This is a genomic window from Mesorhizobium sp. B4-1-3, from assembly GCF_006439355.1.
In the GTDB taxonomy this organism is placed as follows: domain Bacteria; phylum Pseudomonadota; class Alphaproteobacteria; order Rhizobiales; family Rhizobiaceae; genus Mesorhizobium.
The window spans coordinates 1-26,244 of record NZ_VFTG01000047.1 but is presented as its reverse complement, the minus strand read 5'-3'; the positions used below and the strand labels follow the sequence as shown (position 1 = coordinate 26,244).

The 26,244-nt window shown below is 61.8% G+C and carries 20 protein-coding genes and 1 pseudogene; 5 read left to right on the top strand and 16 right to left on the bottom strand.

All coding sequences use genetic code 11. From position 1 onward, the window contains the following. Positions 1 to 469, bottom strand: a 469-nt coding sequence (locus FJW06_RS30350) for a hypothetical protein (protein ID WP_210239004.1), incomplete at its 3' end; no start/stop codon positions are given. 284 nt (positions 470 to 753) lie between these two features. Then, the gene (locus FJW06_RS29440) at positions 754 to 1,878 is read right to left on the bottom strand and encodes a hypothetical protein (RefSeq protein WP_246674931.1); all 1,125 of its coding nucleotides are present in this window, start codon (positions 1,876 to 1,878) and stop codon (positions 754 to 756) included. Positions 1,879 to 2,806: 928 nt separating this feature from the next. Between FJW06_RS29440 and FJW06_RS29435 the strand changes: the two genes are divergently transcribed. Continuing rightward, on the top strand, positions 2,807 to 3,970 hold the full coding sequence (locus FJW06_RS29435; RefSeq protein ID WP_140757108.1) for a hypothetical protein: 1,164 nt from the start codon (positions 2,807 to 2,809) through the stop codon (positions 3,968 to 3,970). Positions 3,971 to 4,343: 373 nt separating this feature from the next. Here the strand turns inward: FJW06_RS29435 and FJW06_RS29430 are convergent, their stop codons facing one another. Beyond that, positions 4,344 to 4,505 (bottom strand): hypothetical protein, encoded by a 162-nt coding sequence (locus tag FJW06_RS29430; protein ID WP_246674930.1) that lies wholly within the window; start codon positions 4,503 to 4,505, stop codon positions 4,344 to 4,346. Between the two features lie 1,414 nt (positions 4,506 to 5,919). Between FJW06_RS29430 and FJW06_RS29425 the strand changes: the two genes are divergently transcribed. Next, entirely contained in the window at positions 5,920 to 6,891 is a 972-nt protein-coding gene (locus FJW06_RS29425) for a hypothetical protein (RefSeq protein ID WP_140757106.1), read from the top strand. A 332-nt stretch (positions 6,892 to 7,223) separates the two neighbouring features. Continuing rightward, positions 7,224 to 8,258: a hypothetical protein gene (locus FJW06_RS29420; protein ID WP_140757104.1), complete on the top strand. Its 1,035-nt coding sequence runs from the start codon at positions 7,224 to 7,226 to the stop codon at positions 8,256 to 8,258. 87 nt (positions 8,259 to 8,345) lie between these two features. Here FJW06_RS29420 and FJW06_RS29415 read toward each other — a convergent pair whose 3' ends face one another. The 3 genes and pseudogenes from FJW06_RS29415 to FJW06_RS30895 form a co-directional block, all read right to left on the bottom strand. Further along, on the bottom strand, positions 8,346 to 9,812 hold the full coding sequence (locus FJW06_RS29415) for an integrase arm-type DNA-binding domain-containing protein (protein ID WP_140757102.1): 1,467 nt from the start codon (positions 9,810 to 9,812) through the stop codon (positions 8,346 to 8,348). Positions 9,813 to 10,222: 410 nt separating this feature from the next. After that, on the bottom strand, positions 10,223 to 10,894 hold the full coding sequence (locus FJW06_RS29410) for an aldo/keto reductase (RefSeq protein ID WP_281404902.1): 672 nt from the start codon (positions 10,892 to 10,894) through the stop codon (positions 10,223 to 10,225). Beyond that, positions 10,789 to 11,019 (bottom strand): annotated as a pseudogene (locus tag FJW06_RS30895) (hypothetical protein); the annotation flags it as partial. The gene FJW06_RS29410 and the pseudogene FJW06_RS30895, both read right to left, overlap by 106 nt. A gap of 116 nt (positions 11,020 to 11,135) precedes the next feature. Between FJW06_RS30895 and FJW06_RS29405 the strand changes: the two are divergent. After that, entirely contained in the window at positions 11,136 to 11,663 is a 528-nt protein-coding gene (locus tag FJW06_RS29405; protein ID WP_140757100.1) for a dihydrofolate reductase family protein, read from the top strand. 47 nt (positions 11,664 to 11,710) lie between these two features. Here the strand turns inward: FJW06_RS29405 and FJW06_RS29400 are convergent, their stop codons facing one another. Further along, on the bottom strand, positions 11,711 to 12,889 hold the full coding sequence (locus tag FJW06_RS29400) for an MFS transporter (protein ID WP_140757098.1): 1,179 nt from the start codon (positions 12,887 to 12,889) through the stop codon (positions 11,711 to 11,713). Between the two features lie 22 nt (positions 12,890 to 12,911). Continuing rightward, positions 12,912 to 14,207, bottom strand: a complete 1,296-nt coding sequence (locus FJW06_RS29395; RefSeq protein ID WP_246674929.1) for an FAD-binding oxidoreductase — start codon at positions 14,205 to 14,207, stop codon at positions 12,912 to 12,914. A 208-nt stretch (positions 14,208 to 14,415) separates the two neighbouring features. Here FJW06_RS29395 and FJW06_RS29390 point away from each other — a divergent pair, with 208 nt between their 5' ends. Then, the gene (locus FJW06_RS29390) at positions 14,416 to 15,321 is read left to right on the top strand and encodes a LysR substrate-binding domain-containing protein (RefSeq protein ID WP_140757094.1); all 906 of its coding nucleotides are present in this window, start codon (positions 14,416 to 14,418) and stop codon (positions 15,319 to 15,321) included. A 31-nt stretch (positions 15,322 to 15,352) separates the two neighbouring features. Here FJW06_RS29390 and FJW06_RS29385 read toward each other — a convergent pair whose 3' ends face one another. The 8 genes from FJW06_RS29385 to FJW06_RS29350 all read right to left on the bottom strand — a co-directional run bounded on the left by FJW06_RS29385 (position 15,353) and on the right by FJW06_RS29350 (position 25,854). Next, positions 15,353 to 15,964, bottom strand: a complete 612-nt coding sequence (locus FJW06_RS29385; protein ID WP_246674927.1) for a 4'-phosphopantetheinyl transferase superfamily protein — start codon at positions 15,962 to 15,964, stop codon at positions 15,353 to 15,355. 42 nt (positions 15,965 to 16,006) lie between these two features. Next, complete coding sequence (locus FJW06_RS29380) at positions 16,007 to 16,477, bottom strand: GNAT family N-acetyltransferase (RefSeq protein WP_246674926.1); 471 nt, start codon at positions 16,475 to 16,477, stop codon at positions 16,007 to 16,009. After that, on the bottom strand, positions 16,474 to 20,544 hold the full coding sequence (locus FJW06_RS29375; RefSeq protein WP_140757092.1) for a Pls/PosA family non-ribosomal peptide synthetase: 4,071 nt from the start codon (positions 20,542 to 20,544) through the stop codon (positions 16,474 to 16,476). Before FJW06_RS29375 ends, FJW06_RS29380 begins: the two co-directional genes overlap by 4 nt. Positions 20,545 to 20,763: 219 nt before the next feature. Beyond that, positions 20,764 to 21,651 (bottom strand): RNA polymerase sigma factor, encoded by an 888-nt coding sequence (locus tag FJW06_RS29370; protein ID WP_140757090.1) that lies wholly within the window; start codon positions 21,649 to 21,651, stop codon positions 20,764 to 20,766. 41 nt (positions 21,652 to 21,692) lie between these two features. Continuing rightward, positions 21,693 to 22,013 carry a hypothetical protein gene (locus FJW06_RS29365; RefSeq protein ID WP_246674924.1) on the bottom strand — a complete coding sequence of 107 codons (321 nt, stop codon included), beginning with the start codon at positions 22,011 to 22,013 and terminating at the stop codon, positions 21,693 to 21,695. A 96-nt stretch (positions 22,014 to 22,109) separates the two neighbouring features. Then, positions 22,110 to 23,075, bottom strand: a complete 966-nt coding sequence (locus FJW06_RS29360; protein ID WP_140757088.1) for a 2-dehydropantoate 2-reductase N-terminal domain-containing protein — start codon at positions 23,073 to 23,075, stop codon at positions 22,110 to 22,112. Positions 23,076 to 23,170: 95 nt separating this feature from the next. Beyond that, positions 23,171 to 24,826, bottom strand: a complete 1,656-nt coding sequence (locus FJW06_RS29355; protein ID WP_140757086.1) for an FAD-binding dehydrogenase — start codon at positions 24,824 to 24,826, stop codon at positions 23,171 to 23,173. Positions 24,827 to 24,867: 41 nt separating this feature from the next. Then, complete coding sequence (locus FJW06_RS29350) at positions 24,868 to 25,854, bottom strand: Gfo/Idh/MocA family oxidoreductase (RefSeq protein WP_140757084.1); 987 nt, start codon at positions 25,852 to 25,854, stop codon at positions 24,868 to 24,870. Positions 25,855 to 26,244 lie beyond the last annotated feature (390 nt).

Below are 26,244 nucleotides of genomic sequence, written 5' to 3'. Positions count from 1 at the left end.
CGGCAACGAGATCTTCTAACGTACTTTGTCCGGAGACTCCAGGAACGACGAGCCCGAGAAACTGGGCGTTGCGACCGGGTCGCAAAGTCGCGAAAGCGAAGATTGGCGGGACGCGTTGCCTACCGTCGATCCCGCTGTGTGCGTCGTGAAAAATGCGCCGCAGAATCTCATTGCCTCGTCGGGGCGTCGCATGCAGCGCCTGTCCCGCCTTCCTATTGTCTCCGTAATAAGTGAATATGCCGGTTTCCCGGTCAATGCTGTCGGGCCAGTCTGGTTCGGACATGCCGGTTGTCAGCACCAGCATGCTGAATCTGTCCATGTTGCCGCGATACCGAAAACCCCCGCTGTTGCTGACCCGCAGCAGGCGGACGAGAGGTTCATCGCCCGCGTTGCCGCGCTTGCCGCCTTCATAGAGGGCGTCAATTTGAAGGTCGGCGAGGTGCAACTCATCGAAACGGAAGATGGTCAAACCGAGTAATCCATATAGAAGAAGCAGCCTCAGTTTGAGCCAATCATATTGTTATTGGTGATAATGTCTAAAACGTCGAGGTGAAGTTTTTTCTAATATCAGATGACATGGCTCACTTACGGCGCCTCTTTTTTGCTCGATCGAACCGTACGCCCCAAGGCCGTATGATCAGACCGAAGGGTTGGTCTCAGATTGATGTTGGTTTCGTGCGATTTTTTTCGAAGCAGAAAGACCGCTAGCGGCCCTTTGCCGCCATGAACAAGTCTAGGCAGCACGTATCTCGTCTAGTCGAATTTTGCCTGGTACCGCTCCTGCGGCACCAGCCAGCTTTCGATGAAATCCAGCGGATCGACGCTTTCCATCATTGCTCTCGCGAGAGCCAGACGCTCCTCCAGGCGCATACGGCGATCTTCGTCGGCTGTATTGTTCAACCGCTCTTCAGCATCTAGGAAAAAGCGCTCTACTGTCATCGCCTTGCCCCACCTTTCAATAATATCGGCAAGCTGCTGCTGGCTATCGGCAAGAGCCTGAGCCACCTTGCGGGCATCCTCCTGCTTTACATAGCGCTCCCACTCCTCCTCTCTTGCTTTCTGCCTCTTTGCCGCCGCCACATCCTCAGCATCCATTAGGCGCTGAAGAGTACCCTTGGCCGCCTTCAATGTTTCCACGGTTTTTGGGATCAGAGCGCCAAGCGCTTCCTGCTCGGTCTCTTGCCAACTGACAGACCAGTCGACGCCCTTTTTCGGCGAGTAGGCAATGACCCGAAAGCGCCCACAGGGCACGTCCTGCTCCCTTGTCCAGGAATGCGTTAGCTGCCAAGGCTTGGCGGATCGGATGAGCCTGCTGTCTTCCCGATGGTATTCGCCATTGAAGTATCGCACTGTCACTCTTTCGGTCATTTCGGTGATGGCGAGTCCGATCGGCACCGTGTCGACATAGAGGACCGTAGGTCGATCCGGAGCCCAGATGCTCCCGGAGTGATATTGACCGTATTTGCGATCCTTGCTCTCCACCTCCTGTTCCTTGATGAGGATGCGATCAAGGTCGCCGGCGGCCGGCGCGATTTGGACGCGGTATCCCTTTTCGTCCAGCGCGAGATAGAGATCGTTGGCGATCGAAAGTGCACGAAGCAACTGAGTCTCTGACGAAATCAGATCCGGCAGGATTCTCTTGTAGGGCCGGAGAAACTCGCCCTGTTTCGTGTCGCGTGTTTTTCGCATGTGCTCTTCAACGCCGAAGAGCAGCCGATGGCGCGCCGGGCGATGGGGCTTCGCGGCAGGTCTGGCCTTGCGAACAGCGCCTTCCTTCACGGTTCTCTTTCGTCGAGGCTTTGGGGTCGACGACGTTAGCTCGATCAGTTCGTCCGATGCCTCCGGCAGCGGCGGCAAATCTACCGGCAGCCCGAGCAATTTACGCGTCCAATATCCTGACCCAGGATAGGGAACCTGGTGCCGCTTACAGATCGATGCCAGCACCGTGCCGGAAATTCCGAGCTCTGGAGCGATTTTGCTGAGAGGCCTCTCGCAGACTCGATTGTAAAGCTCAAGGCGTGTCAGTTGCACGGCGAAAAGTTCTCGGTTCGATCGCGGTCGATATCGCACTGCCAGCACAGGCCGGTGATGCGTATCGCTCGCCATCCGCGTATCAGCGGTTTGGATAACTTTTAAGACAGCGTGGCGCCGGCGTGTCCATTTAGAGTAACCGGTCCAACGTTCGCACTTTGGGCAATCGACGTCGCAAACTGCCGATCAAGGATGTCTTGTCGACAGGGCGCGGACCGCCCTCATGACAACGTGGCAGCCATCAGGGCCTAACTTCACGGCGGTGCGGAACCACTTCCAAGTATCCGTTGACAATCGCAATCGCCGATTTGAGGCACATTGCAAATTGTTGAGTCAATACAATCATTTAACATTGAAGCGCACAGTGGGGCAAAGGCTCACAATGTGCCGGGGACGCCAAAAATGGTAGCAAAAACAAGCAACCGACCGCAGCGCAATGTGCGCCCTTTTATCTTGCCATCGTTCTTCGGTCGTATTTTGTGGCCCCCGCTCGTTAGCACCAAAACTCGCAATGCCACGCGGCAATGTCCGGCTGCCCCCCTGTTGCGCGAAAAACTACGAAAGGAAGTAGCGCCCCACTGATGCTCACCGAGAAATACTGCTTCACCTGCAGCCGATCTGCAGCCGCCTCGATGTTGTGGCGCATTCTTGGCACAATCTGGGGCGCGGTGCGGTTGCCCAGATTTGACCTTAGATGGCACGGGCCGACCTGTCATATCGACACTGTGAAGACGTGCCAAAAGCGACATGGCTGGACAAATGGAGGTAAGCCGAGGTGTGGCAGAATGACATTCTTGTGTTGCCTGACGATCTGATTGCGTTCGCCTGGTCTGCACCAATGCGGGACCTGGCGGCGAAGCTAGAGCTGTCCGATGTCGGGCTGAAGAAGCTGCTGACGCGATGCGGCGTTGCGTCGCCGCCGCAAGGCTATTGGAACAAAATACGTGCCGGAAAGAGGGTTCCGGCACTACCCAAGGCGCGACCACGGCGCCCCGGTGAGATGGGCCGAGCAAGTGTCGACGCGCGCTTCAAAAATGTGCTGCCGATTGCAGCCCCTTTTTCATCGAATGGGCCATTTGCATCCGCTCTCGTTCCAGAAGACCTTGACGAACTCCTCGCACAGGAATTGCAGGCGATTGGCAAAGTTTCTGTCCCGCAGACGTTGGACAGGCCCCACAAAGGGCTCCTTCAATTGCTCAAGCAGGAGCAGCGTCGCCGCAACAAAAATGCAGAGCGCGAGTGGACTTTTGACGAACCCAAGTTCGACAATCCGCTGGGCAAGCGGCGGCTGAAAATCTTCAATGCACTGTTTTTCGCGCTCAGCAAGCGCGGCCATGACGGTGATGCCTACGAGCGCGATGGAGAAATTCATGCGCGAGCAACCATAGGAGACACCTATCTCGGGTTGGACATAGGAATAGTCGGTAGCCACCGCACCGTGCGTCAGTATGGGTATCTGCGGCCGGCGCCAGACCTGCCCGCATCAACCCCGCTAGCGCTGCGGATCGATCCTGGTTTTGACCGCAAGAATACAGGTTCTTGGCAGGATGACTGTGACGGCAAGCTTGAGTCAAAGATCGCTGAGATCGCGGCTGCAATCATCGTGGCGGGCGAGAAAAAGTTTCGCCTTTGCCTGCGGGAAGCCGAGGAGCGTGCTGAGCGAGAGCGGATTGAAAAGGAGAAGCAGCGCCAGGAACGGCTTGTACAACTCAACCAAAAGCGCCTGCAAAACCTGCGGACCAGCGGGGAGCTGCTGCGTCAGGCTGAAGACATTCGCGCGCTTGTTGAGCGCGTCCGTCGCGCGATCGATGAAGGTTCGGCCGAAATTGATGCCTCGGCACTGGAAGCATGGCAACGTTGGGCACTCGCTGAGGCTGACAGGATCGACCCCGTGCGGTCTGGCCAAATTTTAACGCATCTCAACCAACCGTCGCTATAATACATCGTCGACAGTCGAGGGCGATTTTGCGACGTGCATTGCGCTCTGACACGACGGTCAGCGCAAACGTACTCCGTCGATGAAGATGTTTTTAGTGACGCGACTCCAGCCGGGTACATACGCACGCCGCTGCGTGGTCGTGACTGCAGGAAGTCAGCAACATCATCTAAGCTTGCGAGCTGGGTTGGGTTACGTTGGAGCCAAAGTCGTCGCGAGCGAAGAGGCCATCGGAACCACGTTCCATACGTCCGGTCACGACGCCTCCAACAACGCGTTCAATTCTAGCTACGGGCATCGCTCTCTGGGGGAGTATGCATTCGCCCATGGCTGCCTCACGCCACGGTCGGATTCGTGTCGTCAAAACTGATGGCGATCAGACACCGGATATCGAGGCGATGGCGAGTATCTGGGCCTCAAGATCGCAGTTGTAGGCCATCAGCGCTTCCACGGCATCCACCGGGCTCTCATATTTGGAGATGAGCTTTTGGGCGTCTGCGTGTGAGACTGCGTTGTGCGCCGTCAAGAGACTACCCATGCGAGACTGGTTGGGCGACCTTTTGAAGACTCACAGGCTTGCCCTAGTGAAACTATGCTGAACGGCATTCACTGGCGTTCGCCCTCCCAGCGAGGTAGTTAACGAAAGGAAGGTGGAGGAGCGAATGGCATCGAGGCCGACAATTAAGGGACGAGGAACATCCATTGCCGCTGCCTTTGTCCATGCGATCATCCCAAGGGAAGCGGATGAGCAGGCGATCGCGGACAACGTTAAGCGTTTTGGCTTCAAATCTGGGGAATGTGTTTATTGCGGGAGCCCAGCTACTGATACGGACCACTTCTTTGCGTTGGTGAAGGGAGGGAGGCCTTCGGGCTATTACCACTCGACATCAAATCTCGTTCCAGCATGCGGTCCCTGCAATCAATCGAAGGGTGGCACTGATTGGCGTACCTGGCTTACCGGGAATGCCAAGCGCTCACCCAGGAGGCGCGGCGTTACCGACATAGATGAGCGTGTCTCTCGACTCGAAAGACTAGCAGCTGAGATCACGCCGGCCCAAACCGAACACGAGATGATCGCCAAGGTGGGAGCCCAGTTATGGGAACGCTACTGGGATCGCTTAGCACATCTCAAGGAGCTAATGGCTGAGGCCGAAAAGGACGCCGGACTCATACGGGGTTTAATGGTGGGAAACACGGAACCGGAGATGGCGCTGGGGGGAAGCTCGCCGCAACCAGCGTGAGAGAGCGTCTCAAATCGGCGACCCGAATTTCATTTGACGGAGGGGCATCGGATTGGCCGAAGCTCTACGCACCGAAATAAAGGCGAAGGGTTTCGCGTTTACCCAGCGATTCCTTCCAGATCACAGCACCGAAGCCGTTGCCGCGAAACTCGGAGAGGTGCTGACTCTGGGCACCTCAAGCCCAGTCCACAGTCTCGTCCCGCGTGTTCAGGATCAAGCAACTCCCAACACGTATAGCGGGAACTTCGGACATGGAGTGTTTCCGTTTCACACAGACCTCGCACATTGGCGGATGCCGCCCCGATATTTGATGTTGCGTTGCATAGTCGGATTTGCTGAAGTACCCACGCTGCTGTTAGACGGCAGACAACTTGTAGAGAGCGTTGGCCTACAGGAATTGCGTCGTGCAATTGTGCGTCCTCGGCGCCGCGTCAAAGGCGAGTTGCCGCTGTTGAAGCTCTGCCAAGACCGCAACGGGGAGGACACCATTAGGTGGGACAGCTTGTTCTTGGTTCCTGCGAGTGGTGCGGCAAAGCACGCCATGGCTCTTTTCAGAGACGCAATTGCCGAAGCATCGCCATTGAGTTTTGGCCTAACGGAACCCGCCGACACTTTAGTAATAGACAACTGGAGGATGTTGCACGCTAGGGGGGCAATTCGAGAAGGGTGCGCGGGCAGGCTAATCGAGCGTGTTTATTTGGGGGAGCTACATTGAAAAGAACGATAAAACTGGGTGACACGCCGGAGGCCTGGCAGGCGGAGGCGCTACTCGCAAAAGCTCAGCGCTACGCCGAAAAGATGCTTGGTCAAGACAGCGACGATTGGGACTACGCCCTCTGGTCAAGTCTTCTCTTGGAGCTTCTTGCGCGGGCTGCTCTTTCAAACGTGAGTCCCGCTCTTCTCGCGGAAACCGACAATCGGACGTGGAACAGCTTGTATCACTCGCTAGGCTTCCAGCCCAAAGAGCAACGATATGTACCACGCTCCATAGCTATAGCAGAGGTCATGAGGCGCCTTGGGAGCATACTGCCGGATTTGAACCAGGAATTGGAAGACTTCGGCGTGCTGCATACGGGCCGCCGCAATGCAGAACTTCACTCTGGCGAAGCTGCATTTGAGGGGCTGCCGGGGTCTAGCTGGCAACCAAAGTTTTTCAGCGTCTGTAAGGTGCTACTTGAATCGATGGGGCATACGCTCGGTGACTTGTTTGGTGAGGAACAAGCAAAGGCTGCCGAGAAGATGGTAGCTGCGGCGGCGGACGACAGCGCCAAGGCAGTACGTGGTGACATCGAAGCCCACAAAAAAGTGTGGCAAGCGAAGGAAGATGCCGACCGCGAGAAGCTCGCTGCACAGGCGACGCTATGGGCCACTAGACGTGCTGGCCACGCAGTTGCGTGCCCGGCGTGTCAGTCCAATGCACTGGTGATTGGCGAGCCCGTGTCTCCCCCCAACAAGAAGCTTGAGGGCGAAACAATCGTTTCGACGCAGGAGTTCTTACCAAGTCAATTCGAGTGCATTGCCTGCGGGTTAAAGATAACCGGATTGTCTCGCCTGAACGCTGCAGGGGTTGGTGATAAATACAAGCAAACCATCACGTACTCGGCGTCAGATTACTACGGCGTGGCGCCGGAAGAAGAGGATGACGGTAGGTATTTCGAGGATGATAACAACGAGCCATTCTGACCCTTCTTAATCCCACCAACTTTACGGCTTTCAACGCCCCCTCTTCGCCCTCTCCGGGTCCTGCCGCGCGTAGCCGTGCTGGCTCGGGCCGGCTTCCTTAAGTACCGCCGGCAAGGCCAGCAATTCCGAGAGCGCGAGTTCGCATCCGATTCCGCTTTGTTCACGGGCGGAGGCCCTGCGGTTGGCCATTCGTTCCGCTTTGTTCGCGCTTTGATTCATCGGCCAGTTTGTGGATCGCGAAGAATCGGCTACAAGATGTTGTGCTCGAATCGAGCCGGGGCCGTGGCCCGAGTGACGCGTAAGACACGGCGAAGCCCAGGCAGGTGGTCTAGATGTCCGCAGCAGCCAAACGCGTATTCACACTTCGGCCTGACCACTTAGTGCCGGATTTCTTAAAGCATGTTTCCGAAACGGGTAAGCCACACACTTGGCCACATAACTCACACGAAGGCCCTGCTCGTGATGGCGTGGTCGTCCTGAAGTTGAACTTCTCCATACCAAAACACTTTGTGTCGCTCAATGGCCGGGCACCTTGCCCGATCTGCTCACCCGATAATCCAAAGTATGAAACGGGCCACCTCCTCTGGTCTGAAGCAACTGGAAAACTGCATGCGGTCGGGCATTGCTGTGGACATAGCTACTTCACGGATGGGCTCTATGCGGAAAGTATTGCCGCCGCCGAGAGAAGGGCGAAGCGCATAGCAGACGAGGCCGCCATCGAGGCCAATTGGAGAGTTCCGGCACATCTGGTTACTTTAGCGAACACCATCCGGGGACAGGTGCGGGCTTTCGATGGGATGGTTCGATTCATCAGGAAAGGCCTCTCCCCTGAGCTTGCCCGAATAATCTATCGAAACGCGGCGGAGGGCGGAGGTGTCCTCTCCGTGCTGGAGTACCTTCCCATAGACGATGATGCTGGGGGCAGCCTGAAGGCAGTACCCAAGCCATTCAGCACAACGCCCTTGCTTGGTTATGAGGTCCTTAGAGGTGGCAAACGCTCGGTATCCGCAGAAGGGCGTTTGCACCAGGCGACCGTGTCGTTCGAGCAATTGGGTTGGCAAAGCGAGGACGATGCGATTGGATGGCTGGCAATCCAACCGGACAAAGACCTCCAACAGCTTGCCAGATGGATAAAGGAGGCCTCGGCAGCTTTCGAGAACCTGCGGCGTGACCTACTTGGCATTCAAAGATTTCTGGAGACCGAGAACCTCAACCTTCTCAATGGGTGGCTGAAGGAAGTGGGCCGCTCGGACGTTCGGCTCATACGGGACCGCTCTCACCTCACCATCTGGCGATCCGTGGGAAGCCGGGCAGTCATTCCGCCTGTATTGGCGGACGAGGTCTTTGGGTCAATTCATATTTCGTAAGCTGCGTTCTGTCTTACAATATCTCGACGTCGCGCCATTTTTTCGTTAAGAATCAATCCAGAAGCGGCTGCCGAGCGCAATCCTCTTCTAAGCACCCGGCAAATTCTCTCGACCTAAATGACTTGAAGGTGAATGTCGAAGCGATGTGACGGCTGCCTTCGCCAAGTGTCGTCTGTCAAAACCGCGCACAGCGCCGCTCTCTTCCCGCTTGGCAGCCTCGATTGCTCGACGCGTCGCATGTGGACCAAGCCATGAGCGAACTGTTGGGTCTATTGAGGTCATATTGCCTAAGGCGCAGAATATAGTGTTGCTGATGGCTTGTTGTTGCGCACGAAGGTGGTCTTCAAGCAGCTTGTGCCGCGAAATATACCCGGCGTTCACGCCGGGGATGGCGTGGTTCATCAGCAGACGTGCGTCGAACTCTGAGACGCCCGCCGGGGTCGCAAGCGTTCTAAACGTCTGGCGTAACTCATTGCCCCACTTAGCAAGAACCTTTCGATCCTCCTTTTGTTCGGCCAGATGGCCGCTATCGCTCTCCGCCGTGAAGAGCCATTTCTTGGCTTGAAAGGGATAGAAATGGTGGGCAAAGCGGATTGCGCGCAGAAGGCAGAGGATCATCTGGCGCGACAACGGAATGTCAAAGGCACGGTCTGCACCCCCCTTGGGCCGCGGGATATGCAGCGTGCGGCGTCGCAGATCCAGATGCTGTGGCTGCGCCTCCATCAGCGCCGTTGGACGACATCCGGAAAGCAGAGAGAAAAGGTGGAATTCTCGCCTAATAGGGTTCTGCAACGCGGCGACTTGACGGAACCAGTGGGGCAGATCTTCGAGCCCCATTGCTGTGTTACGCCTTTTTTCTGAATTCCAATCTACCACGCTTGCCGGGTTATCGGCCGGGAGATAGCGGTGGGCCCGGCGCGCATGATTGTAGACTGCACGCAAGGTCCGCATGCTGCCGTTCCCGATGTAGGGGCCGTGCTCCTTGGTGATCTCGTCATGTCTGGTGATGACTTTGGCCGGGTCCTCGGCGAGCTCCTTTAGGGGTGTATCCCGCCAATTCTTGAAGAGTCGTTCAACGTGGTCGCGGTAGCCCTCGATAGTACCGTCGCTCCGGCCCTTCCGGATCAGGTGTGCATCGCGATAACGCTGCCATGCTTGGCTCAAAGTGATACCTTTAGGTGCTGCCTCCGTCCGTTGATCCACCTGTACCGCCGTATTGTCCCGAGAGACACTCGCACTTCCTGGCTGTTCGATCAGCAGGGCAGGTTTTGGGTTCGGGTGTTTCCCCTTGGAAATCTGTGCGAGGTATGCCTTTGCTATCGCGCGAGCCTCGCGTGTAGACATTGCCTCCCCGTCGCCGATCCGTACTGAGATTGACGCAATGCGCTTGCCGTCCTTCCGCAGGTCTCCTTGAACAGCGAATGTCTTGCTTCGCCTGCCGACGATGACGTGGAAGCCTTTAAGCTGGGTGTCGCGGGCGCGATACTGCCCCGAACTAGGCGCCTTAAGATCGCTAACCGCCTTGTCGTTGATGAGGATACGGATGTCGGCCATAGCGCAATTCCTGCAAGTCTAGTGGTGAATGGGCCAGAAAATTCAGCCGGTTTTTCAGCCGGTTTTAGATTTTCATAGGATCAGATTGTATGTCTACGCCAAAGTTCGCAGCTGTGCGAAAATAATTGAAATGAACGGCTCAATGCAACCATGGAGGAATTCTGGATAGCCGCGGCGGACTACAAAGGTAAACTACGAATCTGGGGGTCAGGAGTTCGAATCTCTTCGGGCGCGCCAATAGTTTCAGAGATCCGGCCGAACCTCGCCGTTGCAAATGACCGATTTGAAACGGCTTTGCATTGTCGGATGGATTCGCGCGGCCGGGAGGCAACCGGTCCGGTCACGGGCGACCATCCCTCGCAACGAGATGATCGCCTGCCGAGTTGCCGGGAGCCGCGGTCCGAGCGAACTCAGACTCCATCTCTTTTTCCCACCAGCCGCGGGTGTTCACGTTGGCGGTGTCGGCGAGAGCTTCCAGCTGCGCAATGTCGTCGCCGGGAAGCGCCATGCTCGTAGCAGCCCCGGACAAGACCATCGATGTAGTCGGGCCTGGTGACGCCGATGATCGGCGTCGTGCCCTTGGCGATGGCCCACGCTATCGCGACATCGGCAGCTGCCGCGCCCTGCCTCTGGCCGATCGAGGCGAGCTTGTCCGTCAGCGCCTTCAGCTGAGGCAGCATGCCGTTGTAGGTCTGCGCCCGGTTGCTGCCTTCCGGCAGCGGGTTCTTCGGACTGTACTTGCCGCTCAGGGCACCTTGTTCAAGCACCATATAGGCGAAGAACGGGATGCCGTGGTCGCGGCAGTAGTCCAGGATGCCGGCGTCCTCGGAGCTGCGGTAGAGCAGGCTATAGTGGTTCTGGACCGCTTCGACCCGGAACCCGGCTTCTCCGAGAATCCGGTTGGCGAGCTCGATTTCGCTCAGTCTGTGATTCGAGACGCCGACATGTCTGACCTTCCCGCTCTTCAGCAGCGGGATCAGGTGAGGGGTCCAACGTGCGACGTCGGCCGGATTGTGGATCCAGTAGAGGTCGATGTAGTCGGTGCCGAGGCGGGCCAGACTCTGCTCCAGCATGTCCGCCATGGGATCGGCGCCGGTCCCGCAGCCTGCGGGGTGAACTTCGTGGAGAGCTGGTAGTCGCTGCGGGCGAAGCGCTTCAACACCTCCCCGAGAACGGTCTCGGAACGGCCCATGCCATATACCGCGGCGCTATCCCACGTTCATGCGCGTGCCAGAAACCAATTGCAAAATAAAATCAGTCGACCTAACCTAGACTGATTGCACAACGCAATCAGATCGCGCGAATCCATGTGAGGAGCAGGCAATGGCCAAGCTCGTGTTCGGAATGAACCAGTCGCTGGACGGCTATGTCGATCATACGGCGTTCGGGCCAAGCCCCACGCTCTTCCGCCACTTCATTGCGGAGGCCGAGCGGCAGTCGGGCAGCGTCTACGGTCGCCGCATGTACGAGATCATGCGCTATTGGGACGACGAGCATCCCGAGTGGGATGCCGAGCGGCTTGTCTACGCGGCGGCGTGGCGGCGCCAGCCGAAATGGGTCGTCTCCCGCTCCTTGAAGTCTGTAGGTCCCAACGCCACGCTCGTCGAAGATGATCTTGAGGGCGCAATGCGGAAGCTGAAGGCCGAGCGCGACGGCGAGATCGAAGTCGCCGGTCCGGACCTGGCGCGAAGCCTCACCGAGCTGGGCTTGATCGACGAGTATCGGATCTATCTGCATCCGGTGGTGCTTGGTCACGGCAAGCCTTATTTCGCCGGACCCCGCCCGCCGCTCCGTCTGGTGGCTCATGACCGGATCGAGGATGTGATCAGGTTGTCCTACGTTCCTGTCTGATCTCGCGACGTCCGGCGCGCCACCCCCTGTTGGAAAGCCGTAAGGTCTCAGCTCGCCTGCGGGGCCGTTCGGGCCTGCACGGGCAACCGGCGTTCGAACCCCCACAAAAGAACCGGACAGGCTAGAAGAGCCGCCGAGCCGAGGCCGAGGGCCGCGCCCGCGCCGCCAGTCCAAAGCGCAAGCCTGCCGCCGAGCCAGGGCGCGATCAGCATCGTGGCGTAGTAGACCGTGTAGAAGAGCCCCATTCCCAGCGCCCGTGTCGCCGGAGCCAGCACCCGCGCCGGCAGGCTCATGATCGATCCGGCCGGAAGCCCGCAGACGAGGCCGAGGGCAATCAATGTCGGCGTGACCGGCGAACCCCGCCACAACAGCGCAATCAGCGCGGCGAAAGCAAGGCTGCTTGCGGCAAGCAGCCCATTGCGGCTTCCCGCGCGATCCGCGAGGTAGCCTCCGAGCGGAACCGAAAGAGCCGCGAGCCACAGCACGATGCTGACGGCCGAGCCGGCGGCGGCGGTCGACCAGCCGCGCTCGACCAGCATCGACGGCGCGAAACTGAAGATCGTGGCGAAGCCGACATTGTAGAAGGCCCATATCAGGCCTGCCAGCAGCACGGCCCAGGCGGCGGGGGACCTAAGCCGCGCGGCTTGGGCTGCAACCGGGGCGACGGAATGGCCCGGCGGCCGGTAGAAAAGCCCGACCAGTGCCAGGGCCGCGCCGATAAGCGCCATGACCGCGACCTGCGCGCCGGCAATTCCGAACTCGGCCTGAATCAGCGGCAGCGCGACGAGCGTGAGCGCGATGCCCAGCGGCCATGAGTTGATGAAGATCGCCATCGCCGTGGCGATCCGCCGGCCCGCGAACCAGTCGACCATCATCTTGGTCATGAGCACGTTCAGCAGCACGCCGCCTATGCCCGCGATCAGCCGGCCTGCGATCTCCACGCTCCATGACGTCGAGCTGCACAGCAGCGCCTCGCCCGCCAGCATCATGATCAATCCGGCAAGCACCGTCGCCTTGTCGCCGAAGCGCCGTCCGATCGCGCCGCCCGGCAGCGCCAGCGCGATCCCCGGCGCGAAATAGAGGCCGATCAGCACGCCTATATCGGCGAGATTGGCGTTCAGTGCCGTCTCAAGCTCCGGCGCGATGGCCGCGATGCTCTGGAACTGCACTGCCATCGCGGCTCGGGCGATGAAGAGCACGGCAAGGATCGTCCAGCGGCTGCGCACGGGGTTCCCAGGAATTTGCGAATTATCCAGGCCTGATGTTCTGGTTCAACCGGAAGAAATTGGTCGGGTCGTACTGCTTCTTGACGGCGGCGAGGCGCGCATAGTTGGCGCCATAGGCATCGCGCACGCGTTCATCGCCCTCGTCGCCGAGATTGTTGGCATAAACACCGCCGGTTGAGAATGGCCGGACCGCATTCCAAAGCTCGCGCGCCCATCCGATATTGGCCGCGTCATCGGCCGGATCGTCCCAGATGGCGATCGGGAAGCAGTCGAGCGCCGCATCGCGGTTGGCGTAAGGCGAATCCGAAGCGGGCACGCGGGCGATCGCGCCGCCGACCTGCTGGAAGACCAGCAGGGACGAGCGATTGGGAGCCTTGGCGTAAGCCTCGAGCAGCGCCTCGATCGCGCCATCGCTGATTGCGCGCAGGAACTGCGCCTTCCAGTAATAGCGTCGCCCGCGTGGAAAGAGGCTGTCGCCAGCCGATTGAATCCGGAGATAGGGGATGGCCTGGAGGCGGCCATCGATGGGAGATCCGAATTTCATCAGCGGCGCGATGACAGGCTCGCCCGCTTCGAGCGGCCCGGCGTAGCAGGCCGAGATGCTGAAGCCGCGCTCGCCCGAGGGCAGCGTGACGAGCGCGGCATCGACGCTCACCTCGTCTGGGGCATCGCGGGAGAATTTGTCGTAGAACCGCATGGCCTCGCGTGCATCCTCGTAACGGTGAAGGACCGAAGCCACGAGGAGGTCCGGGCCGAGCGGGTGCAGCCGGTATTCGAACGCCGTCACGATGCCGAAATTGCCGCCGCCGCCGTGCAACGCCCAGAACAGGTCAGGATGCTCGCCGGCGCTTGTCCGCAACAGCCGTCCGTCGGCGGTAACGATTTCAGCGGCGATCAGATTGTCGCAGCTCAGTCCGTGCTTGCGCCCGAGCTTGCCGAAGCCGCCGCCGAGCGTCAGGCCGGCAATGCCGGTATCGCCGTTGACGCCCATGGTCGTCGCCAGCCCATGCGCCTGCGTGGCTGCGTCGAACTCGGCGAGGGTCAGTCCGGCTTCGGCCCTGGCGACGCGGCGTTCGGGATCGACGGCGATTGTCTTCATGCGCGACAGGTCGATCACCATGCCGTCGTCGCAGACCGACAGGCCGGCGACGTTGTGGCCGCCGCTGCGAACAGCCACGAGGCAGCCTTGCGACCGGGCGCAGGTCACGGCAAGGATGACGTCATCGGGATTGGCGCAATAAACGATTGCGGAGGGATGCTTGTCGATCACGCCGTTCCAGACCGCGCGCGCCTGGTCGTAGCCGGCGTCCGCCGGCATTATCAGCTCGCCTTGCAAGCGCTGCCGCAGCCGCGCAATCGCGGCGGTCGAGGACTGGGATCGGCCCGATACGCTATCGGTCTGTCGCGGAAGCTCCATCGTCACCGTCCCCGGTTCCAACCAGGCGAACGGTCTCACAGCGCCCGACCTTCTGCAAAGGCGAAATTCTTAGCTGCTGGATGAGCAGAATTCATCTACGCTGTCGTGCATGGGAAACCGCCCGCCGCTCCGCGCTTTGCACGCCTTCGAAGCCGCCGCCCGGCATGGCAGCTTCAAGGCCGCGGCGGCGGAGCTCGGCGTGACGCCGACGGCGATCAGCCACCAGGTCCGCCTGCTGGAAGACATATGCGGCTGCAAATTGTTCCAGCGCCGGCCGCGCCCGCTTGTGCTGACGAGCGGCGGGGCGCGGCTGTTCCCAATCCTGCGCGATGGCTTCGATCTTCTCGCCGGCTCCCTTGCCGCGGTCGCCGAGCCCGATGTCCAGGTGCCGCTGCGGGTGACGAGCCCGAACGCTTTCGCCAGCCGGTGGCTGGTGCCGCGCTTGCCGAGATGGCGGGAGGCCAACCCGGCCGTGCCGCTGGAGATCATCGGGACGGACGCGGTCCTCGATCTGCGCGCCGGCGCCGCGGATGTGGCGATCCGCTACACACGGCGACCGCCTGTCGGCTTTCAGGCACAAGAGCTCTGCCGCGATTCCTTCTTTCCCATCTGCAGTCCGCGATTGCTGGCAAGCGATGGGTGGGTGATCGAGCGAGCCGCCGATCTGCTTCGCTATCCGTTGGTTCATTTCGACTGGATGAACCGGGATCCGGACGCGCCGACCTGGCGCCGGTGGCTGGCGACCGCTCGCTCGATCGATCCCGACCTGATCCCCGACAAGGCCTGGGATCTGAGCTTCCGCGAGGAACTGCATGCGATCGACGCGGTGGTCGCCGGGCAAGGAATTGCGATCCTGAGCGACGTCGTCGTCGGCCGCGAGCTGGAAAGCGGCTCGCTCGTCAAGGCCCATCCCTTGTCCTTGCCCGGCTACAGCTTCTATGTCGTGTGGATGCAGCATAATCCGCGATCCGCGGTGATGGAGACTTTCCTGGGGTGGATGAGGACCGTCCTGTGAGACGGGTGGAAGCTGGGATGAGCGACGCGGCTTATGCCGTATATGCCAGCGCTAGGATCCTGGGCGAGATGGCGAAGCGCACCGTCAGCCTGCGGCCGGACGACGTGACCGCCTCGCCTGCTTTGAAATCGACGTCGATGTCCTCGAAGCCCAGCACGCGGCCGTCGAGCGGAAACGATGCCTTGTAGACCGCCTCCTTGACGGCAAACACGACCCGGCCGCCTGTGCCGGCCTCAAGATCGCCCACGCGGTCTTGAGGCGTGGCCACGATCGCCTCCAGCTCCCGAGGCAAGGGCAGGGTGGGTTCGATGTCAACGCCCACGCTTCTCATGGCGCCAGATCGCGCGGCGACCGCCACGGCGAGATCGTCGTCATGCGCTATCGAACCGATGATGCCCGTCGGCCAGGTCGGGTTTCCCAGTCGGCCGCGCGGCACCGCGGGATCGGCGCAGCCAAGCCGCCGGAGCAATTCATGCGCCACCTGCCGACCCGCCCCGCTGGCGGCGCGCGACCGGGGCTCGCGTGCGGCGATGGAAGCGCTTTCCGCCGCTAGAAGAAAGCGTTCGTCGCCGTATCGAACAAGACGGCACCCGGCGATCAGGCCTGGCAGCATGAGGCCCGTCAATGCGCGCTCGACCGCCACCTCGATATCCGGTCGCACCTCGTTCGGTGGAGTGTTCAACGCTTATCCGCCCAATTCGAGCAGGGCGATCATCTCGCCGTCTTCGTCCAGTCCCTGCTCCACGAAACCGAAGCCGGCGTAAAGCCGGCGCGCCGCCTCGTTTTCCGGCTCGTAGCAGATCGAAACGCGATGGACATGGCTACGGCGCGCAATCTCTTCCAGCGTCTTGGCGACGGCGGCACGGCCAAAGCCCTTGCCCTGCTCGCGCCGGTCGATCATGAAACGATAGATGATCGCTTCGTCATCGTCGTCTGGCGCGCTGTACATCAGGAATCCGACGACGCGCCCTGCGGCGACCACGGCCCGAGGGATGGCCTCGTCATCCTGGCGAGCCTCGGCCAGCGAATCCGCGTTGGAAGCCACGAAGCCTTGCTGTCCGAGCGACAGCTCGAGCGCCAGTATCGCCGCCCGGTTGCCCTTGCCGACTGGCTCCAGGGCGACCGGCTGGTCGCTTATGCCGGCGGCGCGCGTCACGGGGCGTGCCCGATTTCCATCGCGCGGGCATCGATCGGCGTCACGACACCGTAAAGCTTCGCCGGGTTGCCGCGCCAGACCGTGTTCGGCTCAAGGACTTCGCCCTTCATGACGAAGCAGTCGACGTCGGCCACGGATCCCTCGCCCATCACCACCGCATAGTGAACGAAGGCGGAAGGCGCCAGCGTGCAGCCATTGCCGATGTGGATGTAATCGGACTTGAACGCGCCTTCCTCCAGCGAGTGCGGCTGGATCACGCAGCCCTCGTTGAGGGTCACGTCGTCGCCAATCTCCACCAGCGAGCGCTCGGTTATGATGCAGCCGCCGTCGTAGAGCCGCAGCCCGACCTTTACACCCAGCAGGCGCAGGAGCAGTGGCCGGAACGGGGTGCCGGTGAACAGCCCCATGATCGGTGAATCGGACAGCTTCCAATGGCGTTCGTGCCGCCAGAAAACCGGGTCGTAGATCGTCGCCATCCTGGGCTTCAGCCGGCGGAAGGCGAGGCTGGCGCGCTCGAGGAAGATGTAGAACGGAATACCGATCGCAGTGGTCAGCACCACCGCGACGAACAACGCCGTCTCGCCCCATTCGGTATAGTAGTTGAGCGCCCGGTCCCAGATGGCGAGCGTCAGGAACAGGATCACCCATTGCGCGGCCACGAACATCAGCGCAGTGCCTAGATTGTGCAGGTTCTTCCGCGGCAGGCGGCGACTGCGCTCCTTGTCCGAGATCAACCCGAGAAGCTCCTTGTCGCGATTGACCATGCGCGGAATCTCGAAGGGCGGCGAGCCCAGCAGCCCGACATTCTCACGCATGGGACCGTCCACCGGCACGTGCACCTTGGTTCCGAGCAGGCAATTGTCTCCGACGCGGGAATCCGGTGAATAGATGATGTTGTTGCCGAAGAAGTTGCGCTCGCCGACCCGCGTGTGCTCGAGGCGGAAGGAGTTGGCCGACTTCTGCATGTTGACCATGAACAGGCCGTCGGACACCATCGTGTGCGAGCCGATTTCGCTGAGCTGCGGGTTTTCGTGCCGCTGGTTGGTGCCGAAATTCGAGCCGGTCTGGTCGACCTTATTCAGCTGCCAGCCCAAAGCGCGCAGATAGTAGACGACGGCCGAGCTGTCGCCGAACAGGACGTTCAGCAGGCGCACATTGCTCACCAGCTCGAGCATCGATTGCAGCCAGTAGTGGAAGCCGTAAAGCGAATAGTTCCGGCCGGGCTTCAGCATGAGGTTGAACAGCCTTGGCACCGCGGTCGCGAGCAGCACACCGCCGATAATGAAGCCGGCTACCGTGACCGTGGTGCCGATCGCCACGAGGCCGATCGTCTCCTGATAGTCGTCGCCGACATTTTCCCAATAGGCGTGGAAGAGCAGCGGGAAAGGCGTGACGATGGCGAAGAGGATAAAGAGCTGGATCGCTTCATAGATGACCCGGCGCACTCTCGACAGCGGTACGTTGGGGACAGTGCAGTAATCCGCCTCAGTCGGGATCGCCGGCGAGCCATGCCAGCGCTCTCCCGCCGGAATGGTCTGTCCGCGATGCAGCGACGAAGCGTGGCCGAGCTGGGTGCCATCGCCCATGCGCGTATCGATGTCGAGCGTCGAGCCGACGCCGACGAAGGCATTGTTGCCGACGTCGACGGGGCCGGTGTGGATGTAGCCCGCCTGTGCGCGGAAACCGAGGATAGTCGAGTCCTTGCGAAGGATCGAGTTGTCGCCGATCGTGATCAGGTCGGTGCAGACCGGAACGGCACGGCATTCGACCACGGTGCGGTTGCCGAGTCGCGCACCAAGCAGGCGCAGATAGAGGCTGTAGAGCGGACTGCCGCGAAAAAGCACGACCGGGGCGCTGCGGACCAGTGTCTTCACGATCCAGAAGCGATAATACCGCCAGCCCCAGATCGGGAAGGTTTCTGCCTTCCAGCGGCCGACCAGCAGCCATTTGGCAGCGATGGCGAAGCCGCTCAATCCGAAGAACACGCTGGCGGACAGTATAACGCAGCGCATGTAAAGGGCACCTGGGTCGTCCAGGGCATCATAGACCCAGTTGAGGCCGTCATTGATCGCCCAAAGCGCAAGATAGCTGTAGACCGCGTAGAACAGCAACTGGCCGAATCCCGTTGCCCAAATGGCAAGGTTGGAAGCCCGATGCGTCAGCATGGGTTCGCTCGCGGCAATAGCGGCGGTTTGCGGCTCGCGCAGGTAATCGGAAAGCTTGGCCACCGTCGGATGCAGGTAGATGTCGCGCATCGACGTCGTCGCCCACGCCTTGCGGGCGCGGATGCGGGCGCAGAACCTGGCCATCAAAAGAGAGTTCGCGCCGAGATCGTCGAAGAAGTGATCCTCGATGGAGATATCCTCGAACTTCAGCACGTCCTGCAGCGCGTCCACGAGGAACCTCTCGTCCTCGTTGCGCGGGTCGACCATCGCATGACCGGATGCCACGCGCGCGCTGGTCGGTTTCGGCAATTTCCTCAGGTCGACCTTGTTGGAGACCGTCATCGGGATCGCGGGCAACTGCTCCAGATAAGCCGGAACCATGTAATCCGGCAATCGGCGCTTCAGCTCCTGCACGAGCACGGTGCGATCCACCCCTTCGCCCCCGGCCTTGGGTGCATAGTAGCCGACAAGTTCCGTGCGCTCGGGTTCGATCTCCCAGGTCGTGACCGCCGCCTGCGCGATGCCCGGCTGGTCGAGCAGCACGGCCTCGATCTCGCCCAGTTCGATACGATAGCCGCGTATCTTCACCTGCGTATCGATGCGGCCGTGATATTCGATCTCGCCCTTGTCGTTGATCCGGCCAAGGTCGCCCGTCCGGTAGATGCGGCCGCTGGGATTGTTCGGCAGTCCGATGAAATCCTGGATGAATTTCTGGTCCGTCAGTTCCGGTCGGTTGAGATAGCCGACCGCCACGCCCATGCCGCCGATGCAGATTTCCCCCAGTTGGTCGCCGGTCAGCACCGTCGGCTTTTCCGGGTCGAGGATGGCTATCGAATAGGTGGGCAGCGGCCTGCCGATCGTCACCGGCTCATCCGGCGTCAGCAACGCCATCGTGGCGGTGACGGTGGCTTCGGTCGGGCCGTAGGTGTTCAGGATCTGGCGGCCAGGCTTCGCCCAACGCACCACGAGTTTATGCGAGCAGGCTTCGCCGCCGACCAGGATCGCACGCAGGCTCGGCGCGTCGCTCTCGATCGACGACAGGAGCGTCGGGCTGCAGGCCATGCATGTGATCTGGTGTTCACGCAGGAAAGCGGCAAGTTCCTCGCCGACGAGGGGTTGCTGACCCGGGGCCGGCACGACCGTGGCGCCGGCGGTGAACGGCACCCAGATCTCCTCCGAGGAAAAGTCGAAGGCGATGGTCATGCCCTGGTAAACCCGATCACCGGGTTGATAACCGTAGGACGCCGCCGCGACGCGGATGAAGTTGCAGAAGCTCTGGTGCGTGATGACAACGCCTTTCGGCTTGCCGGTGGTGCCGGATGTATAGAGGATGTAGCAGGTCTGATCCTGGACGCCGTCCGGCAAGGGCGCTGTTTCCGGCTGGAGCGCGATCTCGGACTCCGCGGAGTCGATCGAGATATGCGGCACCGGCAGGCGCGCCACCCGCGCCGCATAGCCCGAGACGCTGATCACCAACGTGACATTGGCGTCGTCGATGATCATCACCATGCGGTCTTCGGGAAACGCGGTGGCCAAAGGCACGAAGGCCGCCCCGGCCTTCATGACCGCCAGCACGGCGATGTATGTCTCCGCGGAGCGGTCCAGCAAAAGGCCGATCCGGTCGCCCGGCTTGACGCCACGCTCGATCAGAAGATGCGCGAACTGGTTGGCGCGGTTGTTCAGCTCGCGATACGACCAGGCACGGCCGCCGGAAATGACCGCTGGCGCGGCGTCGAACCGGCTCGCCAGGTCGCCGAAGAACCGGTCGAGCCTTTCGTCCGGCGCGCCCTTCTGGATGAAATCGGGGCCGATCAGGATTTGTTCGCGCGCCGGCGCTTCGGTCGCTGCTTTGACCTGGCGAGAATTCTGCTTGGCGGGCTTGGTAGCTTCATCGAGAGACATTGTGAACCTCGCGGGTTTACCGCCCGCAATACGTGATTGGTGGAAAAGACCTAAACTAACGAAGTCTTGCAGGGTGCTCACCTCGCGGCCTCGGCGGATTGGGCCTGCGGCAGCGTCTTGGCCGGCTTCGAGCACGCCTATGCTGCCGTCCTGATGGCCGATCCGTGACGATCGGGCCGCTTCACGATTATTTGATCAGGCCAATGCCTCAGGCAGCGCTCAAGCGACGGCGGCTCGGATCTCGGCATTCTCGAGGCAGTACGGCACGTGGCGGAAGTCGCGGATGCGCACGACCTCCTCGCCGCGCCAGTTGATCAGCACGAAGCCACGCACCGCATCGTCCGCCTGTGGGTTGCGGATGAGGATGGCCGGCCGGCCATCGACGAAGCCGAGCGACAGCGCCCAGTCGCCGAGGCGGCCGTAATTGCCGAAATAGGTCGAGGCTTCCTTCTTGCCGGTGAGGCGCGTCCGATTGACGACGTCGACCTGGACATCCTCGGCGATCAGCCTTCTAACCCCGTCGAAATCGCGCGCGTTGAACAGGTCGACATAGCGGCGTAGCCGGCGCTCCTCCTCCGGATCGAGCTTCGGCATGGTCATGTCGTCCGGCAACGCCACCATCGCCTTCAACTCCGCCCGGCCGCGATGCAGCGCCGCCTTGGTTGCCGCCAAGGTCGCGCCCGTCATCTCGCAGGTTTCATGCAGGCTGAGGCCGAGCACGTCGACCAGGATCACGGCGCTGCGCTGCGCCGGCCTCAGCCGCATGAAGCTGCGCAGGCTCATGGCCGTCGCCAGTCTCGTCTCGGCGCTGGCGGAGAGGTCCTCGATCGTCGTCATGTCGGCCTCGCTCGTTCGGGAACGTTCCCGCTGGCGGCGGCGCAGGTGATCCTGCGCCGCGTTGTGGGCGATGCGGAACAGCCACTGTTCGGGACGCTCGACGAGAGCGCCGCCATCATGGGCGGCCAGCGCCTTCACCACCGCCTCCTGCACGATGTCCTCGCCCTCGATCGCCGAGCCGGCCATGCGGGCGGCATAGCGGTGCAGCTTCGGGCGCAGCCCGACAAGCATGGATTCGAGTTCCGCGCGGTCGAATTTCGCTGCGCTCATCGTCCTCATTCTCGCCTCGCCGATCATATGCCGTGCCCTGGTCAGGCCGGCACGGCTTCATCGGCCCCGGCCAGCATACGATAGTCGCCGACGATCTTCGCCGGCGACCTGACAAGCGGCGTCGAACGTCGCGCGGCATGATCGGCGCCGAACGCTTTGAACGCGTCGAGCTCGGTCAGCGCCGAGCTGTCCTTGTCGTAGCCGACGATGTGCACGAACTCGCCATTCTCCAGTTCGAGCACCAGATAGCGCAAGGTTTGCGGCTGCGTTTCATCCAGCGCCTCGAACACTTTTGCCACCAGCGCCCGGTTCTCGGCGATGCTTGCATCTTTCACGCCGTAGCGGATGAGATTGTAGGTCATGGTCGTCTCCTGTTTGCGGGTCTGCGTGAGGAAGACGTTCCATGGCCTTCAAAGGATTCCCGGGCTGGGTCTTATCTTTTTGATCATCTGCGGCGATCAGCCGGTTCCGCCGATCATGGAGACGATCGTGTCGTCGCCGGCCGATTGCAGCCGCATCCGGCCGCTGGCCAACTCGACCGACAGTTTGCATAGGGCTGAGTTGACGGGCGTCGCCATGCCGTGCAGCCGCCCGAGAAGCACGATCTCGCCGTTGAGGAAGTCGGTTTCGAGGGAGCCGGTCCCGCGCACGATGCTCTGCAGCGTCGAGGAGCCGACACGCGTTCGGCCGGGGATGGCCGTTATGGTCAATTCCTCGCGCGCCATGGCGTCGGTCTTGTCCCAGTCGATTCCGGCGGCAGTGAGCACCGCCTCGGCTTCGGCGCGCGCCTTGGCATACCACTTCCGCTGCAGCTCGGTCTCGCCCAGCGCCGCGTCGATGATGTTACGAAGGTTGGCGAGCAGCTTGCGGTACTTGCTGCTCATCACATTGTCCCTGGGGTCGACGATGAAACCGGAGGCGCTCAGAACCCCGCACATTTTCTCGACCGTGTCGTCGGTTCCGGAAGGGTAGCGGCCGATATCGAAGGCGCCGATCTTGGGCGCGAAGTAGGCCGCGACCTGACCGGGCGTGTCGTAATCGGCCGGCAGCATGACCGTCGCGCCATAGACATTGGCGAAGAAACGCAAGGCCAGCGCTTCGTTGGCGACACCGTTCTGGAAGCAGAACACCGGCTGCGCCGTGACACCGGCGGCGTTGAGCCGTTGCACGGCGCCGAGGGTATCGGGCGTCTTCATCGTCAGCAGCACGACATCCTCCGGCTCGAAGGAAATCTCCGACGGGTCGGCATGGACGGGAAAGCGCGCGGTCCTGGTGCCTTGCGGGGTGGAAAGCGACAGTCCCGAGACGCGGATGGCGTCGAGCTGCCCGCCGCGGGCGATGCCGAGCACCGTGTAGCCTGAAAAACTCAGCTGGGCCGCGATGGCGCCGCCGACGGCGCCGATCCCATAGACGATGATGCGCATGCTGTTCCCGTCATGATTTGAGTTGGGACTTCGGTCGAGTTGACCGAAAAGCCTACAGTGTTGTCGCCGGGCCGGCGATCATCCGCGCCCTCCGTTCACGCAATCGTGGCTGCCGCTGCCCTTCCGGCGCTCCTGCCGGAAAAGATGCAGCCGCCGAGAAAAGTGCCTTCCAGCGCCGCATAGCCGTGCACGCCACCGCCGCCGAAGCCGGCCACCTCGCCGACCGCGTAGAGCCCCGGCACCGGCTGGCCGGCGGCATCGAGCACGCGGCTGTCGAGGTCGGTCTCGAGCCCGCCCAGCGTCTTGCGGGTGAGGATATTGAGGCGCACCGCGATCAGCGGGCCGTTCGCCGGGTCGAGCATCTTGTGCGGCTTTGCCGTGCGGATCAGCCTGTCGCCGAGATAGGCGCGCGCGCCGCGCAGCGCCGTGATCTGCGCATCCTTGGAGAAGGGATTGTCGAGCTGCCTGTCGCGGGCGCGGATCTCGCGCTCGACCTGGGCAACATCCAGCAGCGGTTCGCCGCCGGCCAGCGCGTTCATGCGCTCGACCAGCTTCGCAAGATCGGCCTCGACGATGAAATCCTCGCCCTTTTCCATGAAGGCTCTCACCGGGCCGGGAATGCCCGACGTGGCGCGGCCCAGCACTTGGCGCCAGCTCTTGCCGGTGAGATCGGGGTTCTGCTCGGAGCCCGACAGCGCGAACTCCTTCTGGATGATCTTCCTAGTCAGGATGAACCAGGAATAGTCGAAGCCGGTGCCCATGATGTGGCTGAGCGTGCCCAGCGTGTCGAAGCCCGGATAGAGCGGCACCGGCAGGCGCTTGCCGCGCGCGTCGAGCCAAAGCGAAGACGGGCCGGGCAGGATGCGGATCGCATGCTCGGTCCAGATCGGCGCCCAGTTCCTGATGCCCTCGACATAGTGCCACATGCGGTCGGGGTTGATGATCCTGCCGCCGGCCGCTTCGGTGATCGCCAGCATGCGCCCGTCGACATGGTCGGGCACGCCCGTGATCATGCGCTTGGGCGGCGTGCCCAGGCGCTCAGGCCAGTTCTTGCGCACCAGCTCGTGATTGCCGCCGATGCCGCCCGAGGCGACAATGACGGCTTGAGCGCTAAGCTCGAAATCGCCGGTCACCGCGCGCGAGCTTTTGTGGCCGCGCTCGACGCTGCTCGGCTCCAGCACGTCGCCGCGCACGCCGGTTACCGTCTTGCCGGTGCGGGTGATTTCGTTGACTCGGTGACGGAACCTGAACTCGACCAGCCCGCGCTTCTGCGCCTCGCGCACGCGCAGCACGAAAGGTTCGAGCACGCCGGGCCCGGTGCCCCAGGTGATATGGAAGCGCGGCACCGAATTGCCGTGGCCGACGGCATTGCCGCCACCGCGCTCGGCCCAGCCGACCACGGGGAAGAATTTCAGGCCGCGCTCGATCAGCCAGGAGCGCTTCTCGCCGGCGGCGAAGCCGACATAGGCCTCGGCCCATTGGCGCGGCCAGAAATCCTCCTGACGGTCGAAGGCGGCCGTGCCCATCCAGTCCTCGAGCGCGAGGTCGTGCGAATCGCGGATGCGCATGCGCCGCTGCTCGGGCGAGTCGACCAGGAACAACCCGCCCAATGACCAGAAAGCCTGGCCGCCCAACGACTGTTCCGGCTCCTGGTCGACGATGACGATCTTCCTGCCGGCATCGGTCAGCTCGGCCGCGGCGACGAGGCCCGCCAGCCCCGCGCCGACAATGATCACGTCCGCGTCAGCCATTTTCCCTCCCAGGATCAGCCGGCAAACTTATGCGGAAAGCGCTACACCGGCTCCCAGCCGTCCTTCTCGCCGGCGCGGAAGATGGCATCGATGACCTTCTGGTTCAGCCCCGATTCTTCCAGCGTGAAGACGCGGTCCTTGCCGCCCTGTGCGGCGCGCACGAAGGCTTCGCATTCCAGCCGGTACTGCTGCGTGCCGGGGAAGCGGAACACCTGCGCCTCGGTGTGGTTCTGGTTGTGCAGCTCGATGCGGTGGTGATCGTAGAGCCCGGCGTTGAAGGGGGCGAAAACCTCGATGAAGCCCTTCTCGCCGTGGAACACCATCGACTGCCGCGCCGCCATCTGCGTCGACAGATAGAAGGACAGCTCGAAGTCACCGAAATCGGCGCGGATCGAGGAGTAGATGTCGGTGCCGAAGGTCTTGTCGCGCTCGATGTTGGCCTGCACGCGCAGCGGCTCCTTGCCGGTCGAGAAGCGCGTTGACACGGTCGGATAGACGCCGATGTCGGGCAGCGCTCCGCCGCCGAGATCGAGCTGGTTGCGCATGTTCTTGGGGTCGACGTTGTAATAGGAGAACGCGCCCTGCACATGGCGCAGCCGGCCGATGGCGCCGCCGGCGATGAGATCGCGCACCTTGATCCATTGCGGGTGGTAGACGACCATGAAGGCCTCGCAGACCAGCACCTTCTTCTGGTCGCGCAGCTTAATCAGCGGCGGGATGTCCTTGGCGTCGAGCGCGAGCGGCTTCTCGACCAGCACATGCTTGCCGGCCTCGATCGCCTTTGCCGTCCATTCGACATGCTGGGAGGTCGGCAGCGGGATGTAGACGCCGTCGACGTCCGGGGAGGCAAGCAGCTCCTCATAGGAGCCGAAAGCGTGGCGGGCGCCGAAACGCTCGCCAAGAGCCTTGGCCTTCGACAGGTCGCGGCTCGCGATCGCCGACAGGACGCCGTTCTCGGAATCCACGATTGCCGGCAAAAGCTGCTCGCGGCCGATCTTCGCCGTCGACAGAACACCCCATCGGAACATCACGCTTCTCCATGTCGGTTTACAGGCAACGAGGTTTGCCCGAAATCGACGGAAAAGCCAATGCGGGAGGGAGAGCGCGCTTCCTCTCCCCACGCAGTGGGGAGAGGTGGCCCGGCGAAGCCGGGACGGAGAGGGGCCTTCGTAGAACCCAGGCTTCCGAGTGGAACGGCTTCACGATAGCACAATTCTGCGAAGGCTTTGCCGTCGCGAAGGTCGCCCCCCGCTCCGTCTCGGCGCTGCGCGCCGATCCACCTTGTATCTACACGAGAGAGATTTCGTGGGATTGAAGCGGTTGAGCCAAGGTCCGGCCGGCCAGCCGGACCTTGGCTCGGCGAAGTCGCCCGTACCACCTGAGGTTACAGCCGCGGGAGAGCTTGGGATCTTCGCCTT

Bases quoted from the DNA above. Each gene is read 5' to 3' on its own strand.
- FJW06_RS29430 (WP_246674930.1), bottom strand. From the start codon at position 4,505: ATGGGTAGTCTCTTGACGGCGCACAACGCAGTCTCACACGCAGACGCC.
- FJW06_RS29420 (WP_140757104.1), top strand. From the start codon at position 7,224: ATGTCCGCAGCAGCCAAACGCGTATTCACACTTCGGCCTGACCACTTA.
- FJW06_RS29415 (WP_140757102.1), bottom strand. From the start codon at position 9,812: ATGGCCGACATCCGTATCCTCATCAACGACAAGGCGGTTAGCGATCTT.
- FJW06_RS29410 (WP_281404902.1), bottom strand. From the start codon at position 10,894: ATGGCGGACATGCTGGAGCAGAGTCTGGCCCGCCTCGGCACCGACTAC.
- FJW06_RS29405 (WP_140757100.1), top strand. From the start codon at position 11,136: ATGGCCAAGCTCGTGTTCGGAATGAACCAGTCGCTGGACGGCTATGTC.
- FJW06_RS29395 (WP_246674929.1), bottom strand. From the start codon at position 14,207: ATGCCGGCGGACGCCGGCTACGACCAGGCGCGCGCGGTCTGGAACGGC.
- FJW06_RS29390 (WP_140757094.1), top strand. From the start codon at position 14,416: ATGGGAAACCGCCCGCCGCTCCGCGCTTTGCACGCCTTCGAAGCCGCC.
- FJW06_RS29375 (WP_140757092.1), bottom strand. From the start codon at position 20,544: ATGTCTCTCGATGAAGCTACCAAGCCCGCCAAGCAGAATTCTCGCCAG.
- FJW06_RS29370 (WP_140757090.1), bottom strand. From the start codon at position 21,651: ATGAGCGCAGCGAAATTCGACCGCGCGGAACTCGAATCCATGCTTGTC.
- FJW06_RS29365 (WP_246674924.1), bottom strand. From the start codon at position 22,013: ATGACCTACAATCTCATCCGCTACGGCGTGAAAGATGCAAGCATCGCC.
- FJW06_RS29360 (WP_140757088.1), bottom strand. From the start codon at position 23,075: ATGCGCATCATCGTCTATGGGATCGGCGCCGTCGGCGGCGCCATCGCG.
- FJW06_RS29355 (WP_140757086.1), bottom strand. From the start codon at position 24,826: ATGGCTGACGCGGACGTGATCATTGTCGGCGCGGGGCTGGCGGGCCTC.
- FJW06_RS29350 (WP_140757084.1), bottom strand. From the start codon at position 25,854: ATGTTCCGATGGGGTGTTCTGTCGACGGCGAAGATCGGCCGCGAGCAG.